Source organism: Pandoraea iniqua, from assembly GCF_902459685.1.
GTDB classification, from domain to species: Bacteria; Pseudomonadota; Gammaproteobacteria; order Burkholderiales; family Burkholderiaceae; genus Pandoraea; species Pandoraea iniqua.
Map to the genome: position 1 here is coordinate 502216 of NZ_CABPSF010000001.1, position 16858 is coordinate 519073.

Sequence of the window (16858 nt, forward strand, 5' to 3'; positions counted from 1 at the left end):
CGCGCCGGCGGGTAAAAAACGAATGGGCCAGGGCATCTGGCGTAAGGAATAGCGAATATGTGCGGCATTGTCGGCGCGGTAGCGCGACGTAATGTAGTACCGGTGCTGGTCGAGGGGCTGCGTCGTCTGGAGTATCGCGGTTACGACTCCTGTGGCGTGGCTGTCTTGCAGGATGGCGTGCCGCAACGCGCGCGCAGCGTGTCGCGCGTGGCCGACCTTGACGAGCAGGTCAAGCAGACGCAATTGTCCGGCGAGACCGGCATCGCACATACGCGATGGGCGACGCACGGCGCGCCGGTCACGAACAATGCGCATCCGATCTTCTCGCGCGACGAAGTGGCGTTGGTGCATAACGGCATCATCGAGAACCACGAAAGCCTGCGCGATGAATTGCGCGGTCTGGGTTACGAATTCGTGTCGCAAACCGACACGGAAGTCATCGCGCATCTGATTCATCATTTGCTGTCCAACGGCGCAGCGGGCGATTTGTATCAAGCGGTGCGTCTGGCGACGCGTCGCTTGCATGGTGCATACGCCATCGCCGTGTTCCGCAAGCAGGAGCCGCATCGCGTCATCGGCACGCGCGCCGGTTCGCCGCTGGTGGTGGGTGTGGGTGATGGCGAGAACTTCCTCGCGTCCGATGCGTTGGCACTCGCGGGCACGACCGATCAGTTCATCTATCTGGAAGAAGGCGATGTGGTCGAACTCACGCTGAATGGCGTGAAGATCGTCGACCGCAACGACGTCGCTGTGGAGCGCGAAGTGCGCACCGTGCAGGCGTATTCCGGCGCGGTGGAGCTGGGCCCGTACCGGCACTACATGCAGAAGGAAATCTTCGAGCAGCCGCGCGCCATCGGCGACACGATGGAAGGCGTGGAAGGCATCTCGCCGACGCTGTTCGGCGAGAAGGCAGAAGCCGTGCTGCGCAACGTCGACTCGATCCTGATTCTCGCGTGCGGCACGAGTTATTACTCGGGCATGACGGCCAAGTACTGGCTTGAGTCGCTGGCACAGATTCCGACGCAGGTCGAAGTGGCGAGCGAGTATCGCTACCGCGACAGCGTGCCGAATCCGAAGACGCTGGTGGTCACCATTTCGCAGTCGGGTGAGACGGCCGACACGATGGCGGCACTGCAACATGCGCAGTCGCTGGGCATGACGAACACGCTTGCGATCTGCAACGTTGGGACGAGCGCGATGGTGCGCCAGACGGCGCTGCATTACCTCACGCGTGCGGGCACGGAAATTGGCGTGGCGTCGACGAAGGCGTTCACGACGCAGCTGACTGCGCTGTTCCTGCTTACGCTGACGATTGCCAAGCTGCGCGGCCGTCTGACGGAAGCGCAAGAGGCTGAGTATCTGACGCAACTGCGCCACCTGCCGGCGGCGCTGCATAGCGTGCTGGCGTTGGAGCCGCAGATCATTGCGTGGGCTGAAGATTTTGCGCGCCGCGAGAATGCATTGTTCTTGGGCCGTGGTTTGCACTATCCGATTGCTTTGGAAGGTGCACTCAAGCTCAAGGAAATCTCGTACATCCACGCGGAAGCCTACCCGGCTGGCGAGTTGAAGCACGGCCCGCTGGCGCTGGTGACGGATCAGATGCCGGTGGTCACGGTGGCGCCGCACGATGCGCTGGTCGAGAAGCTGAAGTCGAACATGCAGGAAGTGCGTGCGCGTGGCGGCCAGTTGTACGTATTTGCCGATTCGGACACGCAAATCTCGAATGCCGAGGGCATCCACGTGATCCGCATGCCGGAGCACTACGGCCAGCTTTCGCCGATTCTGCACACGGTACCGCTGCAACTGCTCGCGTATCACACCGCGTGCGCACGCGGCACCGACGTCGACAAGCCGCGCAATCTGGCGAAGTCGGTGACTGTGGAGTGATCGCGATCGCTAAGTCGTAATTCGGCAAGTCGCCATCAACCCGAGTATCAGGGCGAATTTTCCGAAAGTTTGGTTTGATCAAGGCCGGTTCCGCTGTAAGCGAACCGGCCTTTTTTCATGCGTCACGATCAGAATTTCCTGCGAATTGAGGGCGTTCGAGTGATAGGCAGCGTTATCGGGATTCGCTGCTCTGGTCAGGAGTTACATGTGGTGCCTGAGCGATTAGGAAACCTAGGCAATAGAATGCTCGACTGTCAAAGGAAGAGCACGAGCGAATGCTGTTGGTTGAGATGCCGGCTGCGAATCAGGGGCAAGTGCCGGCGCAGCCGTTCGGCGCCGTTGCGTTTCGAGGCGCCTCTTGGGATCTGAGTCACCTTGCCCCTTTCGCATTCAAGATGCATGTGGGCCAAGGTCTCGAGGTGTCGGTATTCGTGCTCTTTTCCTGTCACTGCTTCACCAAAAGCTTCCGGTGGGATCCACGTCCTTCTTTGACGATTCCGGATCATGAGCTTTACGTGGACGAGCGTGAGCGACGAGTGCTCTGTGAACAGCGCTACAACCTCTCGCGACAGTTTCTCCGCGAAATCGTGACGAATCTCGAATCACGCCGCATCACGTTGGCAGATGACCGACGTCCCAATTTCGTGACGCTTGAGCACGTCGACGAAGCTAGCGGGGGGATCTTGCTTTACGCGGTGTTTTTTGAAGTTGAGAGGGACAAGTCGCGCAAGCGACTCATATTGCGCGTTCAATCCGCCTACGTGCTTGAGGAAGGTTTGACCAAGCGGCAACGTCACGCGAAAAAGATCGCGTTAGCCACGTTGCTGCGCAACATTCAGAAGGGCACGCCGATTCGCGCGTAATCGGATGGCGGAAAGACCAACGGCCACCTTTCGGTGGCCGTCGCATGCGGGAATCTCTATCTACATTTCTGTAGAACTCCCACTCCGGGTGGGACCCAGTTGTCTGGGCGGCGCTACGTTTTTTACACCCGCTCGTACGTAGGTTTTCGACGCAAATACTAATATGCGGCAGTCCGTGCGGTCAAGTCTCCAACTTGCGCACCGCAAAGCTTTCGCTAATGCGCTTTCGCCGCAGCGCGCTGCCGCACAAGCAGCAAGCTGGTCAGAATAAACGCCAGCAAGGCGAAGGATGCCGAATACCGGCTCAGTGCGAGACCGCCTGCGCTGATCGGCTTATCCAGAAAGTCGCCAACGACTGCGCCCAGCGGTCGCGTCAGAATGAACGCTGCCCAGAAGAGAAAGACGCGCGACGTTCGGGTCCAGAAGTACATCCCCACGAGAATCAGCAGCAACGCGCCGAAGACAACGGCAGCACCGGTATAGCCGAGCCCGGCGGTGTCCGCCGTCCAATCGCCCAGTGCGGTGCCGAGGGTCTGCGAGAACATGATCGTGACCCAATAGAACACTTCCGCCTTAGGCGAATCGACCGCGTTGACGGACACTGATCCCATCGTCCGGTACCAGACCCACAGGGAGCCCAGCAGCAGCGCCAGAAGGATCGTCGACCCACCGGCGTAGCCGATGCCTAGCGAGCGATCGGCGAAGTCAGCGAGCGTCGTCCCGACGGTTGTCGTGGCGATGATCGTGGCCCAATACAGCGCCGGATGAAACGACTTCGCCCGGATCTGCGCCGAGACCAAAACGGCGAAGACCACGGCAAAGATCGCCGTGGCGACGAGATAGCCAAGGTTCATCGACATGGAAACCGCGTCGCCGCCCGTCTCGCCCAAGGTCGTCGCGGCAATCTTCACCACCCAGAACATGAGCGTGACTTCCGGCACCTTGGCGAGCGCTTTGTGTACGTTTGTGTTTGTGTTCATGCATGCACCTGTCGTGTGGACGCCCCCGTGCGTTATGCCGGGAGGTCACGATTCACTTGAGAACAGGCGAAGTGTCGCGCCGTTTACTTAGTTCACGCATAGTCCCCTGTGACGAAGCGGTTTCGGCCAGTCAACGCAACAGACAACAAAAAGGGCAGGCTGCCAATCATGGCAACCTGCCCTTTTCGCATCCACAGTCACAGCAACCGACGGCCGCATCAGCCGCTGTAACCGCCTCAGTACGTCACATCAAACGCCTTCTGCACCTTATCGGCTGCCGTCACGCCGTTGCCGATCAGCAACTGCGTGAGCACGCGTGCCTTTTGTGGGTTCAGGTCGTAAGAGACGACGAAACCGGTCTTGTCGTCCGACACTTCGACGTTCCGGTTGACGAAGCCACTGCCGACGCGCGACGAACGCACGACCACGACGCCCTTGCGTGCCGCGGCTTCCAGTGCATCGAGTGCCGCCTGAGATGCGTTGCCGTCGCCGACACCCGCCAGCACGATCCCCTTCGCGTTGTGCCGCACGGCGTCGTCGATCTGCACGGCGTCCATGTCGGCGTGGGCATAGACGATCTCGACGCGCGGCAGACCACCGCTGGGCACCTCAAGCGCCTTCTTCCGGCCTGCGGGCGCGGGCGCGAGATAGCGAATCGACGCCGGATCGACATAGCCGACCGGTGCCGCATTCGGGTTATGGAACGTCTGCACCGACGTCGTGTTGGTCTTCGTGACCCAGCGCGCCCCATGAATCGTGTCGTTCATCACGACGAGGACGCCTCGGTTCTGCGACTGCGGGCTGGCGGCAACTTCCACGGCTTCGTAGAGATTGCCCGGGCCGTCTGCACTCACGGCGGTGCTCGGACGCATCGACCCGACCAGCACCACCGGCTTGCTGGTGGCGAGCACGTTATCGAGGAAGAAGGCGGTCTCTTCCATGGTGTCGGTGCCGTGGGTGACCACGATGCCGTCGGCTTCGTCGCGGTCGAAGGCTTGCTTGATGCGCGCGGCCAGTTGATACCAGACCTTGCTGTTCATGTCCTGCGAGCCGATGTTCGAGATCTGCTCGGCCTTGATCGAAGCCAGCTTGTCGAGGCCGGGGACGCTCGCGGTAAGTTGCTCGCCGGTCACGCCGCCCGCGTTGTAGCCGATGGCTGAGCGCGCGTCGCCGGTACTGGCGATGGTGCCGCCGGTGGCGAGCACCAGAATGCGCGGCGCGCGCTTGGCCGTGGTGGTATCTGCCGCGAACGCATGGCTGCCTGCGGTCAACGCCAGCGCAGCGGCCATCATGCTCGGCAGTACGACGGATTTGCGTTGCTTGGTCAACGTCATGGGTGTGCTCCTCTCTTCTCGTTGGGGGGAACCGTGCCGGCGGCCGGCGCGATTCCCTTCATATTGGCAACATTTCCGATTTCAAGAAAGGTGCACGCGCGCGACCCATGAAAAAAGGGAGGCCCTTGTGGGGCCTCCCTCAATACTGGAGCACTCAAACGAGGTACTACACGTCTCGCGAAGACGAAGGCTTAGAACTTGTGGCGCAGGCCCGCGACGACGGCAGCTTGCGACTTCGTGCTCGAAGCACCGCCGGCGCCGTTGATCGAAGCGGCGGTCGCGTCACCGGCAGCCTTCTGATAGATACCGACCAGGTACACGTCGCTACGACGCGAGAGCAGGTAGTCCACGGCGGCGTTGATCTGGTGGTACTTCGGGCTCAGGTTGGCGAGGGTCGGGCTACGCGTGCTGGCGTCGGTGTACGTGTAGGCGAGGCCCAGCAGCAGCGTCGGCGACAGGTTGTACGTACCATTCAGTTCGTAGTTCGACACACGGGCGCCGGTGCCGCTCAGATACTTGATCTGGGTGTTGCTGTACACCACGCCGACCGTTGCCGGGCCGAAGTTGTAGCTGCCGCCCGTGGCGAGCACGCGCTGCTTGTCTACGCCGTACGACGTCGTGCCGATGCGGGTCGTGTAGAAGTCGCCGCTGTAGTCGCCCGTGACGGCGCCACCGGTGTTGCCCGCGCTCGACGGGGTGCTGACTTCGAGGTAGCCGATGCCGAACTTGATCGGGCCGTTCGCGTAGGCGGCGCCCAGGCTGAAGGCACGGTTATTGGCGAAGCCGGTGCCGTTGGTGCCCGTGCTGGCTTGATTCGAGAAGCTGTACAGGCCGCCGAACGTGAAGCCGGCGTAGTTGGCGCTCGAGTACTTGATCGAGTTGTTGAGGCGGAACGAGTTGTACAGGTTGTCGACGTCGCCCACGTGCGCGCCGAGCTTGGTGGCGAACTGCTTGGCCGAGGTCAGGCCGCTCACGTAGTCGACCACGGAGTCGTATTGGCGACCGATGGTGACCGTACCGAGCGATTTGCTCGACAGACCGACGAAGGCTTGACGGCCGAATTCACGGCTGCTTTGACCGAGCGTGCCGTTCATCAGGTTGAAGCCGTTTTCGAGGGTGAAGACGGCCGACAGACCGCCGCCCAGATCTTCCGAGCCCTTCAGGCCCCAGCGGTTGCCCGATTGCAGGCCGTCTGCGGTGCTGGTGTTCTTGTTGCCGCCCACGTTGTTGACATAGGCGAGACCGCCGTCGAGCACACCATAAAGGGTGACGTTGCTTTGAGCTTGCGCTGCGCCGGCAGCGAGGAGGGCACACAGCGCCGCAGCCAAATGCGTCTTTTTCATCGGTCGATTCCTTGTTCGATAGCTTTGAAATGTTGCGAACCCCTTCGCCTGACATCAGGCGCCCCGTGGGTTCGGGCCGAACTATATCGAAGCTGTCCCGGAATCTGTAGGTGTGCAGATGAAATTTCACGAGAGATGTGTCGATGTTGCAACGAGCAAAACGAAGACAAGCGGTTCTGGCCCGGTTTCATGCGGATGACATCTGGGGCACGTATAAACGATCAATCGTGCGATCTTCTCCGGCGCACTTTTTTTGCATTGACGGCCACATAGAAGAAAAATAAGTCCGTAGTGCAAAGTTTAGGCAGCCTTTCATAGGCCGAAGACTGAATCGAAGGGCGCGACACTCTCTGCGCAAGCGAACACGAACCTATCGATAGCCATCGCGGGCGGCACTACCAACACGCTGCCCCCGCCGGTTCAGGTGCACGAGAACTACGGCAAGCTCGAGAAGGACAACGAGTGCATGACGGCCGGCGGGCGGACAGATTCTGGCGAGCAATGATCTGTCGTTGAATTTCGGCAGTAGCGCGACGGGTGGCAGCGTACTGAACACGGGTTCGATCACGTCCGGCGGGACGCTGACGGTGAACACGGGCACGCTGACGAACCGCGCGAACGTGGTGGATGTGGGCGAGCTGTGGAGCTACATCAAGGACACGGGGTACTTGAAGACGACCGGCACGATGGTGCAGCCGGGCGGTTTCATGAGCGCAGCGGCGGGCGGTCTGACGTTGAACGTGGACCAGTTCAACCAGATCGGCGGGATGCTCTCGCTGCTGGACCCGAACGGCCAGATCGACCACGCTGCGACACAGGCGTTTATCGCTGGGGTGTCGGCGCAATTGGGCGACAAGTTCGTCCAGCAAGCGCTGCAAGACGACCTGCATACGGAGTTCGTCAAGCAAGGCGGCAACTTCGGGATTCAGCAGGTCGGGATGATCATGGTCACGGCCATGATGGGCGGTGCACTCGGGCCATTGTTCTCAGGGCTTGTCGCAGCGCAACTGGGTAGCGTGGCCGCGACGTTCGTGGTGGGTGGACTGGGTAACGTGATGGCCAGCGCAGCGCTGACCGCCATGACGAGTGGGGTGTTCACACAGTTGGTCAGTAACGGCTCGGTGGATTTCGGTTCACTGCTGACGTCGGGCGCTTCGGCGGCGATTACGGCAGGGTTGTTGAACGGGATCACGTACTCGAACGCCGATGGTTTTGGGTTCTCAGCTACTGCTGGATCGCCGAATAGCTTAAGCAGTCTCGCGGGGGTGAAACCGACCTTCGTCGATGGCGCGGTAAGCCAAGCAGCGACGGCCTCTGCCGATAAGCTGATCACACAAGGGTTCGCCATCCTCGGTCAGTCGGTAATTCAAGCGGGTGTGCAGTCGACGATTCAGGGGGGGAGTTTCCTTGAGGCGTTGAAGGTTAGTGGCGTTGGCAATTTGAGCGCGGCGCTGGCGTTCAAAATCGGAGACGCCAAGTTAGATAGCGCTTTTGGGGATATTGAGTCTGACCTATGGGTCGATAAGCTCCAGGTTGGTTTGGGGGCATCGCTTGCCCACGCAGTGTTGGGCTGTGCGAGTTCGGCTGCCGTTGGTACTGGATGCGCAGGCGGAGCGATCGGTGGAGCGACCAGTGCGCTGATTAGCCCCTGGATTGGACAATCATTGCTGGATGGGACTCCAGGAGCGCAAAAGCTGTCACCGGAGCAAATCGCACTTGCTGTCGGGATAGTGTCGATTTCGGGAGCGCTCGTCGCCGGACTAACCGGACAGAACCCGAATGCCGCGGCAACCGCCGCAGCTAACGAGGCGCAGAACAATCAGTACGCACACCCTCCCACGCCGCCGCCCATTCAACGGGCCGGAGGGGGAGGGGGGCCCGCGGACGGTCCGAAAGGGACATGGTTTCCAAATCAATCAGGTTTGTCTGACCAGTATGGGCTTGAGGGGACGCCGAACGATTCTGGAAAGTGGAACTTCACTTTGCCGGGGTTCTCTTCTCTCGTCGATACCTTCTGGCAACTGACGACGATTTTCCCGGCTAAGGTCGGCGAAATATTCTCGGGAACTTTTCCTCGCCCGAATCGCTGCATTCTCTCCCCGATTTTGTGTAGTGCAAACATCGTGATATCGGCGGCAAACTCAAGCGGCGGGGGTAGCAGTGCTTCGTCGTCTGGGGGAGGCAACGGTGTTACCACAAACAATTCAAGCGGAACCACGTTCACTGACAAATATTTGGATGGCTCAGGCGGTCGATGGGGAAACACTAATACACGCCAGCTAAATTATGTCGTGGGACAGACCCTGGCGAAGGATGGATATCAGGTTACAGCCGGCGGTGGTATTGCATCGGAGGAGTACATTCCAGGCTCTGGACCGGGTTCCAGTGGGGGATCGTATGTGGACATTACGGCCAAATCCCCGAACGGGAGTACTGTTCGAGTGCAGACCGTTACCACCAAATCAGATGGGGTAACGCCGACTACGTCGGAACAAGCAGCTGCTGGGAGAATACAAGCGGCTTACCCCAACGACACGTTGATCCTTATTCCGAAGGGCTCAAGCCAAGCCCAGATAAATCAAGCTATCAAAAAGGCGCTGCAACAATGAAACGCATCTTCTTTTTTGCGACAAAAAGCGACATCTTGGCCGTAACAAACATTGTTGAGGAGAGGTTGGATCTAATGTATATCCTTTCCCATCATGGCTTGTTCTCCGAGCATCAAGGCTGCGCGCCAAAATACGAGTCTGCGGCAAAAATTCCGACGCTAGGGATTGCGACACGTCGGCAGACCACCAGTTGCGAACGGTACCTCGTAGTGAATCGGGCGACGCATGTGGAACCTGTCACGAGAGTCTACGGTGGCGTAGAAAAGACGGAGTATGAGCAGGGGAATTGTCCTGACGCGATTGAGTTCAATGCGGGAGGGTTTTGGGAAAACGAAGTTCTTATCAATGGGTTGATTCAAACTTGGTCAGAAAGTACGCCGGCACAACAGTTGATGCGGGCGTTCTTCGCCGCGATGAAGAAAACCTTCAAGACAAAAGTTAATGCCTACTGGATCGGGCCAGAAGCTTTTCAATTTCTGAAAGACGGAGGGCGGTTGACGCTCAACGTGGATGCGAATCCGTCGTTTGACATCAAGATTCCACACTGATCGTCTTCGCGTAGGTCTGACTTTAGCCAGACCACCGGCGCTATCGGGGAGGGTGCATGTGCTGCTCCTAGGCTTCCAGGAAGTTGCGCAATAGGCGTTCTGGGCTGCTGGGGTCGTACGCACTTTGAATGGAAGTTGAGTCGCGGCGGCTTTCAGCCTGCCATAGCGGGGGGCATGGCCACAACTACTCAATAGGGCAAACTTGTAAGCAGCTCCTCCCGGAGGCGGGCGAGTATGGATAAGCGATATATACGACGTCTGTACTCATGAAGATCGGATTCTGTACGGTTCGATGCGTAACGGGATTTCTGAAGAAAAAGGCGGGAAAGATGAGAGAGGGCGATGTATTTGCGCTGTCGGGGCCCGTCGAGGCCACCGTAATCGGCGAGCGCGATGTCGTTGTGTTGCCGCTCGGCACGATTGTCTCAGTGGTACTCGTATTTGGTGACGACAACGCACCCGATGCTTATGAAGTTGAGGCGTTTTTGGCGGACTGCGGTAGGTATGCGCTCGCAACGGTGGAAGCCTCTGACATGCGGTGACGAGGTCGTAAGCGTACATAACCCGTCCGAGTAATCTCGCATCAACCCATTACATAGATCGCGCGCAGGATAACGCCCTCCGCTAAATCCACACAACCCCCACCCACAAACTCCCCCAGCAAGCCCCCTTTTTCACCATCAAATACATTTCGTCAAACAAACTCGTCATTACGTCAGTAATTGCCGAGCTTACGACGAAATCACGCTACATTTCATCAGCACCCCTGCTTAGAATCGATGCAACGGCGCGAGACGTGCCGCAGCGTGAAAGCCCTGCCACACGGGCCTTTGCGCGGTGTCCGTCTTGCTGTCTTCTAACAGCATCCATCACCACTAACCAGGGGAAAAACCATGAAGAAGATTGCCTTGCTTGGCGCTGGCCACATCGGCCAAACCATTGCTCGTCTGTTGCGCGACAGCGGTGACTATCACGTGAGCGTGTTCGACCGCAGCGCACAGGCGCTTGCCCACGTCCGAGAGAATGCCGACGCCGTGTATGAACTCACCGACAGCGACACGGGCACGTTGCAAAAGGCAATCGCGGGCTACGATGCGGTGATCAATGCATTGCCCTACACCATGGCCACCAGTGCCGCGACGGCAGCTGTCGCCGCCGGCTGCCATTACTTCGATCTGACCGAAGACGTCGCCGCCACGCACGCGATCGCCCAACTTGCCGAAGGCGCCAGCACCGCGCTCATGCCGCAATGCGGCCTTGCCCCCGGTTTCATCTCGATCGCCGCGCATCATCTCGCCGCCGCCTTCGATCAGGTCGAAGTGGTGAAGATGCGTGTCGGTGCGCTGCCCGCTTTCCCGACCAACTCGCTGAAGTACAACCTGACGTGGAGTGTGGACGGTCTCATCAATGAATACTGTCAGCCGTGTGAAGCCATTCGCGATGGCGCGTCGATCACCGTGCAGCCGCTCGAAGACCTCGAACACTTCTCGCTCGATGGCGTTGAGTACGAAGCCTTCAACACCTCCGGCGGGCTCGGCACGCTTTGCGAAACGCTCGCCGGCCGCGTGCGCGATCTCGACTATAAGTCGGTGCGTTACCCGGGGCACGGCGCATTAATGAAGGTGCTGCTTAGCGAACTGCGTCTTAAAGACGATCAGGAAACGCTCAAGACGCTGCTCAAGCGCGCCGTGCCGAGCACGCTGCAAGACGTGGTGCTGGTGTTCGTCGTCGTGAGTGGTCTGCGCAATGGCGTGCTCACGCAGGAAGTGTTCGCCCGCAAGATCTTCGCGGAACGTAACAACGGACATAGCGCGAGCGCCATTCAGATCACGACGGCATCGGCAGTGTGCGCCGCGGTCGATCTGTTCTTCGCGGAAAAGCTGCCGCAGCGCGGCTTTATTCGTCAGGAGCAGATTGCACTGCCGGACTTCCTCGCCAACCGCTTCGGACAGGCCTACGCGCATTCGACGCATATCGAATCGCTGTCCTGATACGTAGCACGTCCCGCAGTTAAACCTGCCACAACCACTGCCCGCACTCGGCTGCGGGCAGTGTCATTTCCGTCGCATCAAATCGTCAAATCGACGAAACAACGCATCGCGGAATCAGCGCATCACCCCATCCCTCACCGAACCGGCACACGGCTCGACGCTTTCACTTCCTTCAACGACAGCGTGGAGTGAATGCCCGTCACGCCCGGCAGCATCTTCAACACGGTATCGACAAAGACGCCATACGCATCGAGATCTTCGCTCACCACCATCAGCATGTAATCGGCTTGTCCTGTCACCTTGTGACACGACAGGACCTCCGGGCATTGCTGAATCGCCAGCTCGAACTGCGCGGGTGCGTCGTGATCGGTATGAATGTCGAAATCGATCTGCACGAAGCCCAGCAAACCGAATCCCATCCGGCGTCGATCGAGATTCGCCTGAAAGCCGGTAATGAATCCTTCGTCCTCAAGCTTCCTGAGTCGTCGCCAGCACGGCGTCACGCTCAGCGACAGCGCATCGGCAAGTTGCGCCGTAGAGACGCTGCCGTCCTCCTGCAAACGGCTCAGAATCTGCCGGTCCGTGGCATCCAGCTCGGAATAGAGTCGATTGTTTTTCATTTGTCTCGCCGATGAGTCGATTTTTACAAAAAATCTAAGTCAGACAAAAAGAAAAGCAAAGCAATTTCAAGTCCCGATCCACATACTGATGCCTGTCCGATTCCATTGTTTTCGTCCTTTCGCATCAGTTCAGCCACGCATGCTCACCCTCTACAGCGACGCACATTTGACTCACCAAGGCACCGAATGGGTGAACGGCGAGCAACACCCCAGCGTGGAATCTCCCGCACGCGCGGCCAACGTTCTCGCATCGATTCGCGCCGCCGCGCTTGGCGAATGCCAACTCGCCGAACGCCATGACAGCCGCGCTTACATGACCGTGCACAGCGAGCGCTACGTTCGCTTTCTCGAAAACGCATGGCGCATCTGGCAAGAAGACGGACGCACCCATCACGCCTTGCCACTGGTGTGGCCCGCACGTGGCGCAACGTCGGATGTCGAGCCCGCCCATATCGAAGGCAAGCTGGGCTTCTACGCCGCCGACGCCTTCGCTGCCATCACGCCGGGTACTTGGGACGGTGCACGCACCAGCGCCGATGTGGCGCTGTCCGCGATGCGTGTCGTTGCGCAGGGAGCATCGAGTGCGTTTGCGCTGTGTCGTCCGCCGGGTCATCACGCGTCGCGCGAAGCGATGGGCGGTTACTGCTATCTCAACAACGCTGCGCTCGCCGCACAGGGCTTCATCGATAGCGGCGCGTCTCGCGTGGCGATTCTCGATATCGATTACCACCACGGCAACGGAACACAGAGCATCTTCGAAGCGCGCGACGACGTGCTCTTTGTCTCGATTCATGGCGACACCGACAAGTCGTATCCGTACTTCTATGGCCACGCGCATGAGCGCGGCATCGGCGATGGCCTCGGCTACACGTTGAATCTGCCGCTGCCACACGGCACAGGTTGGGCCGACTATCGCGCCGCACTCACCCACGCATGTGATCGTATCGCGGCATACGCCCCCGATGCCGTGGTGATCTCGCTGGGTGTCGATACCTTCAAGAAAGACCCGATCAGTCGATTCACCATGGAGAGTGAAGACTATTTGAGCATCGGCCGTGCGATCTCAAAAATCGCCCGAAGCACGCTCTTCGTTTTGGAGGGCGGCTACTGCGTCGAAGACATCGGCGTCAATGTCAGCAACACCCTCATAGGGTTCTCGAATGGTTAGAGAAGACATCAAACCACTAGCCGAACGCTAGAGAACCCACCCATTGGTTTGTTCCGTATCCCGCGCGCGTTACCCACGCCGCAGGCGGGATTCGTTCGGCCATCTAAATTAAGTCGCATCCCTAAGTTAAACCAACGTCGAAGGCCAACGGTGGTGCATTCGGTCGCCAAAAAGTCCGGGAAAAGCCGCGATTTCAAGTGTGGCCCGATTTCGAGATTTGATGACCTCGTAGGCGGGGCGATCAAAAAAACAGCCCCCTACCATCAGTTCCAGAAGTGTCGCAGTGAGCAGTCGAGCAACGCTTCATGAGCCACGCTCTCGCGAGTTTTTATCGACAAAGCCATCGTGCGAATCACACGTGCGGGCCTCGCGAGAGTTTGATTTTTCACTTACAGAGAAGACCGACATGAAACATCACTTTTGCCGGCTTGGCGTCGCCGTGGGCACGCTGGCTGCACTCACTTCCGGCGCACATGCGCAATCGAATGTCACGCTGTACGGGATCGTTGACCTTGGTATCGAAGCGCTCACGAACGTCCCCGGCGCGAACGGAAGCAAGACCACCCTCGTGCGCGAAACCTCGGGCAATATGGCCGGCTCGCGCTGGGGCATTCGCGGCACTGAAGACCTTGGCGGCGGCTACAAGGCGATCTTCGTGCTGGAAAATGGCTTCAGCGCCAACACAGGTGTCTCGGGGCAGAGCGGGCGCGAATTCGGCCGTAAGTCGTTCGTCGGCCTGAGCGGCGCCTTCGGCACGGTGATGCTCGGCCGTCAGCAGAACCTGCTTTACGACATCTCCATTCGCTACGACCCGATGTTCTACGCCGCGTCGTACTCCGCTTACTCACACGACCCGTATCTCGCCGCGCGCACGGACAACACCGTCAAGTACACGGGCAAGTTCGGCGGACTCACGTTCTCGACGATGTACAGCAGCGGCTATGACTCCACCATCCCCAGCGGCGCGCAAGTGCCGGGCCATTCGAAAGTGGGTCGCGACATGGGCGCGGGCGTGATGTACCAGAGCGGTCCGCTCGACGTCGGCCTCGTGTACGACCAGCGTCAGGGCACCTCGATCGATTCCGCCGACGATACGGCACGACGCGTCATTGTCGGTATCGCCTACAAGCTGACCAGCACCGATCTCTACGCGGCATACCGCTATCTGCAACAGACCGTCGGCAGCACGCAAACGCACACGCATCTCTATTGGGCGGGCGTCACGCAACACTTCTCGCCCGCACTGACGCTCTCGGGCGCGGTGTATCACACGGATGTCGTCGGCTCGAACCAAGACCCGACATCGTTCGTGCTGGCGCTGGGCTACTACCTGTCGAAGCGCACTGACCTGTACTGGAATATGTCGTATGCGCTCAACCGCAACGGCTCGAATCTGGGCGTCGGCGGAATGGGCGTGAATGTGATCGCGGGGCAGAACCAGTTCGGCACCGTGGCGGGTGTTCGTCACCGGTTCTGACGATGGGGCAGGGCGCACCTGCGAGCGAGACCTCTCAGTCTGCGCCGTGGCGCGCCACCGGCGCCTGTGCCAGCCCGCCGAGATATTCCTTGGGTGTGCGGCCCATGGCCGTACGGAACATTGAGGTGAACGCACTCGGGCTTTCATAGCCGAGATCCAGCGCAATGGTCGTGACGGCGTCGCCTGCGGCAAGACGCGAAAGCGCCACCATCAGCCGCAATTGCTGACGCCAGTGCGAGAACGTAATGCCCGTCTCGCTGCGGAAAAGGCGCGTGAGCGTCCGGCGGCCGACGTTGCCGACACGCGCCCAGTCATCGAGATCGCCATCGTTCCCCGGCTCCGCGAGCAACAGGCGACAGATGCGCAGCAAGCGCGGATCGTGCGGCATCGGCAAGTGCAACGGCACCGTGGGTGCCCGGCAAATCTCGTCAACGATCAACGACATCACTCGACCGTCGCGGCCCTCGGGGTCATAGAGCGAGGGGATGTCGATGGCTTCGGAGATGAGGCTGCGCAACAGCGTGGAGACTTCGATGATGCAGCACGCGTTCGGCAGCTCGGCGGATACCGCCGGGTCGATGTAGAGCGAACACGCGAGGATGGCCTGACCCCGGCCGTTGCAGTTGTGCGTCACGCCGGCGGGAATCCACGCGGCGCGATGCGGTGGCACGAGCCACGTGCCGGTGGCGGTCTCGATGGTGTACACGCCTTCGACGGCGAAGAGCAGTTGCGCACGCGGATGCGAATGTGGCGGGTCTGCGTCTAGCAGTGTGGAGTCGCTGAAATCGGAAACCATGACCGCGACGGGCCGTGGCAAATCCTGATAGTCGACGGAGTGAGTACTTTTCTGCATTGGATGTTGGCCCGATTTCGCTACTGGATGTCCCTGCGCACGCGGCGACTTGATTTTTGGAACTCTAAAATTTTTTCGGTTCGTTGTCATTGGCATGACATTTCATCTGCCACCGCATTTGGCCCTGTTGCCACACTAACAATCTGAACCGGAAAATGAATAAAGAGATTCACCTACTTCATGCCGCAGACGATCCGGGACCCTCGCCGATCGATCCCGACATGACGCGCTTCATGGCGTTGCAAAGCGAAGACGGCGCTGCGTTCGCGCGTTGGGACCTCGGCACCGCAGCGCAAGCGCGCGAGGCGTTCGAAGTGATTCGCCATCGTTGGGCGAGCGGCGGCCCGCAGATGTATCGCACCGTCGAGCGCGCTGTGCCTACGAGGCACGGCGACGTGCGCATCCGCGTTTATTACCCGCATGAACAGGCATCGCTGCCCGCGTTGATCTATCTGCACGGCGGCGGCTTCGTCGTGTTCAGTCTCGATACGCATGACCGTGTGATGCGTGAATACGCCGCGCGCGCGGGCGTGGTGGTGGTGGGCATCGACTATTCGCGCTCGCCGGAAGCCCGCTTCCCGCGCGCACTCGAAGAGATTGTCGACGTGACGCGCTGGCTGCATCGCCACGCCGACACGCTGGGGCTCGACGCACAGGCAATGCTCATCGGTGGCGACTCCGCCGGTGCCAACCTGTCACTAGGCACGGCGCTGCAATTGCGCGACGCTGGGGAGAGCCTGCTGCGCGGCATGGTGTTCAACTACGGCGCGTTCGACATGATTCCGTGGCGTGACTCGTTTGCCCGCTTCGGAGGCGGCGAGTATTCGCTCTCGTCGCACGACATGGTGTGCTTCGTGAACCGCTACATCAATCACCGCGACGACCTCTCTGACCCGCGCTGCCGCCCGATTGTGGCGAGCCTCGACAACCTGCCGCCTGCCTGCTTCGCCATTGCCGAACTCGATCCGCTCTACGACGAGAACATCGAGATGGCCGAACGGCTGCGCGATGCCGGTGTGCCCGTGAGCGCGACGGTGTACCCGGGCACGATCCACAGCTTTCTCGAAGCCGTGTCGATCGCTGGCGTCAGTGATCGGGCATTCGCGGAGCAGGCCGAATGGATCAGACAGCGCGTTAGCGCATGACCCGCGTCCGCGCCGTACCCCCAAATTCAAGTTGTCTGCC

Annotated in this window: 14 protein-coding genes; 9 read left to right on the forward strand and 5 right to left on the reverse strand. The window is 59.9% G+C overall.

Features of this window, described 5'->3' with window-relative positions; translation table 11 throughout:
* Positions 1–57: 57 nt before the first annotated feature.
* A complete protein-coding gene (gene glmS, locus PIN31009_RS02135; RefSeq protein WP_150789148.1) occupies positions 58–1887 on the forward strand; it encodes a glutamine--fructose-6-phosphate transaminase (isomerizing) in 1830 nt (609 codons plus the stop codon).
* A gap of 275 nt (positions 1888–2162) precedes the next feature.
* On the forward strand, positions 2163–2750 hold the full coding sequence (locus PIN31009_RS02140; protein ID WP_246185479.1) for a hypothetical protein: 588 nt from the start codon (positions 2163–2165) through the stop codon (positions 2748–2750).
* Positions 2751–2965: 215 nt separating this feature from the next.
* Here PIN31009_RS02140 and PIN31009_RS02145 read toward each other — a convergent pair whose 3' ends face one another.
* The 3 genes from PIN31009_RS02145 to PIN31009_RS02155 all read right to left on the reverse strand — a co-directional run bounded on the left by PIN31009_RS02145 (position 2966) and on the right by PIN31009_RS02155 (position 6407).
* Positions 2966–3730, reverse strand: a complete 765-nt coding sequence (locus PIN31009_RS02145; RefSeq protein WP_150789150.1) for a COG4705 family protein — start codon at positions 3728–3730, stop codon at positions 2966–2968.
* A 236-nt stretch (positions 3731–3966) separates the two neighbouring features.
* Complete coding sequence (locus PIN31009_RS02150) at positions 3967–5064, reverse strand: asparaginase (RefSeq protein ID WP_174996895.1); 1098 nt, start codon at positions 5062–5064, stop codon at positions 3967–3969.
* A gap of 191 nt (positions 5065–5255) precedes the next feature.
* Positions 5256–6407 (reverse strand): porin, encoded by a 1152-nt coding sequence (locus PIN31009_RS02155; protein ID WP_058376914.1) that lies wholly within the window; start codon positions 6405–6407, stop codon positions 5256–5258.
* Between the two features lie 512 nt (positions 6408–6919).
* On the opposite strand from PIN31009_RS02155, the gene PIN31009_RS02160 reads away from it, so the two are divergent.
* The 4 genes from PIN31009_RS02160 (at position 6920) to PIN31009_RS02175 (ending at position 11555) form a co-directional block, all read left to right on the forward strand.
* Complete coding sequence (locus PIN31009_RS02160; protein WP_150789151.1) at positions 6920–9016, forward strand: DUF637 domain-containing protein; 2097 nt, start codon at positions 6920–6922, stop codon at positions 9014–9016.
* Positions 9013–9564, forward strand: coding sequence for a hypothetical protein (locus PIN31009_RS02165; protein ID WP_150789152.1), 552 nt, complete (start codon positions 9013–9015; stop codon positions 9562–9564). The genes PIN31009_RS02160 and PIN31009_RS02165 overlap by 4 nt, the downstream gene beginning before the upstream one ends.
* A 266-nt stretch (positions 9565–9830) precedes the next feature.
* Positions 9831–10106 carry a hypothetical protein gene (locus PIN31009_RS02170; RefSeq protein WP_246185480.1) on the forward strand — a complete coding sequence of 92 codons (276 nt, stop codon included), beginning with the start codon at positions 9831–9833 and terminating at the stop codon, positions 10104–10106.
* Positions 10107–10457: 351 nt separating this feature from the next.
* A complete protein-coding gene (locus PIN31009_RS02175; RefSeq protein WP_058376918.1) occupies positions 10458–11555 on the forward strand; it encodes a saccharopine dehydrogenase family protein in 1098 nt (365 codons plus the stop codon).
* A 134-nt stretch (positions 11556–11689) separates the two neighbouring features.
* Here PIN31009_RS02175 and PIN31009_RS02180 read toward each other — a convergent pair whose 3' ends face one another.
* A complete protein-coding gene (locus tag PIN31009_RS02180) occupies positions 11690–12175 on the reverse strand; it encodes an Lrp/AsnC family transcriptional regulator (protein ID WP_058376919.1) in 486 nt (161 codons plus the stop codon).
* Positions 12176–12314: 139 nt separating this feature from the next.
* On the opposite strand from PIN31009_RS02180, the gene PIN31009_RS02185 reads away from it, so the two are divergent.
* A complete protein-coding gene (locus tag PIN31009_RS02185) occupies positions 12315–13343 on the forward strand; it encodes a histone deacetylase family protein (protein WP_150789153.1) in 1029 nt (342 codons plus the stop codon).
* 406 nt (positions 13344–13749) lie between these two features.
* Positions 13750–14820 (forward strand): porin, encoded by a 1071-nt coding sequence (locus PIN31009_RS02190; protein WP_150789154.1) that lies wholly within the window; start codon positions 13750–13752, stop codon positions 14818–14820.
* Positions 14821–14854: 34 nt separating this feature from the next.
* Here PIN31009_RS02190 and PIN31009_RS02195 read toward each other — a convergent pair whose 3' ends face one another.
* Positions 14855–15673: an AraC family transcriptional regulator gene (locus tag PIN31009_RS02195; RefSeq protein ID WP_174996897.1), complete on the reverse strand. Its 819-nt coding sequence runs from the start codon at positions 15671–15673 to the stop codon at positions 14855–14857.
* 155 nt (positions 15674–15828) lie between these two features.
* Here PIN31009_RS02195 and PIN31009_RS02200 point away from each other — a divergent pair, with 155 nt between their 5' ends.
* On the forward strand, positions 15829–16818 hold the full coding sequence (locus tag PIN31009_RS02200; protein ID WP_150789156.1) for an alpha/beta hydrolase fold domain-containing protein: 990 nt from the start codon (positions 15829–15831) through the stop codon (positions 16816–16818).
* Positions 16819–16858: the final 40 nt, after the last annotated feature.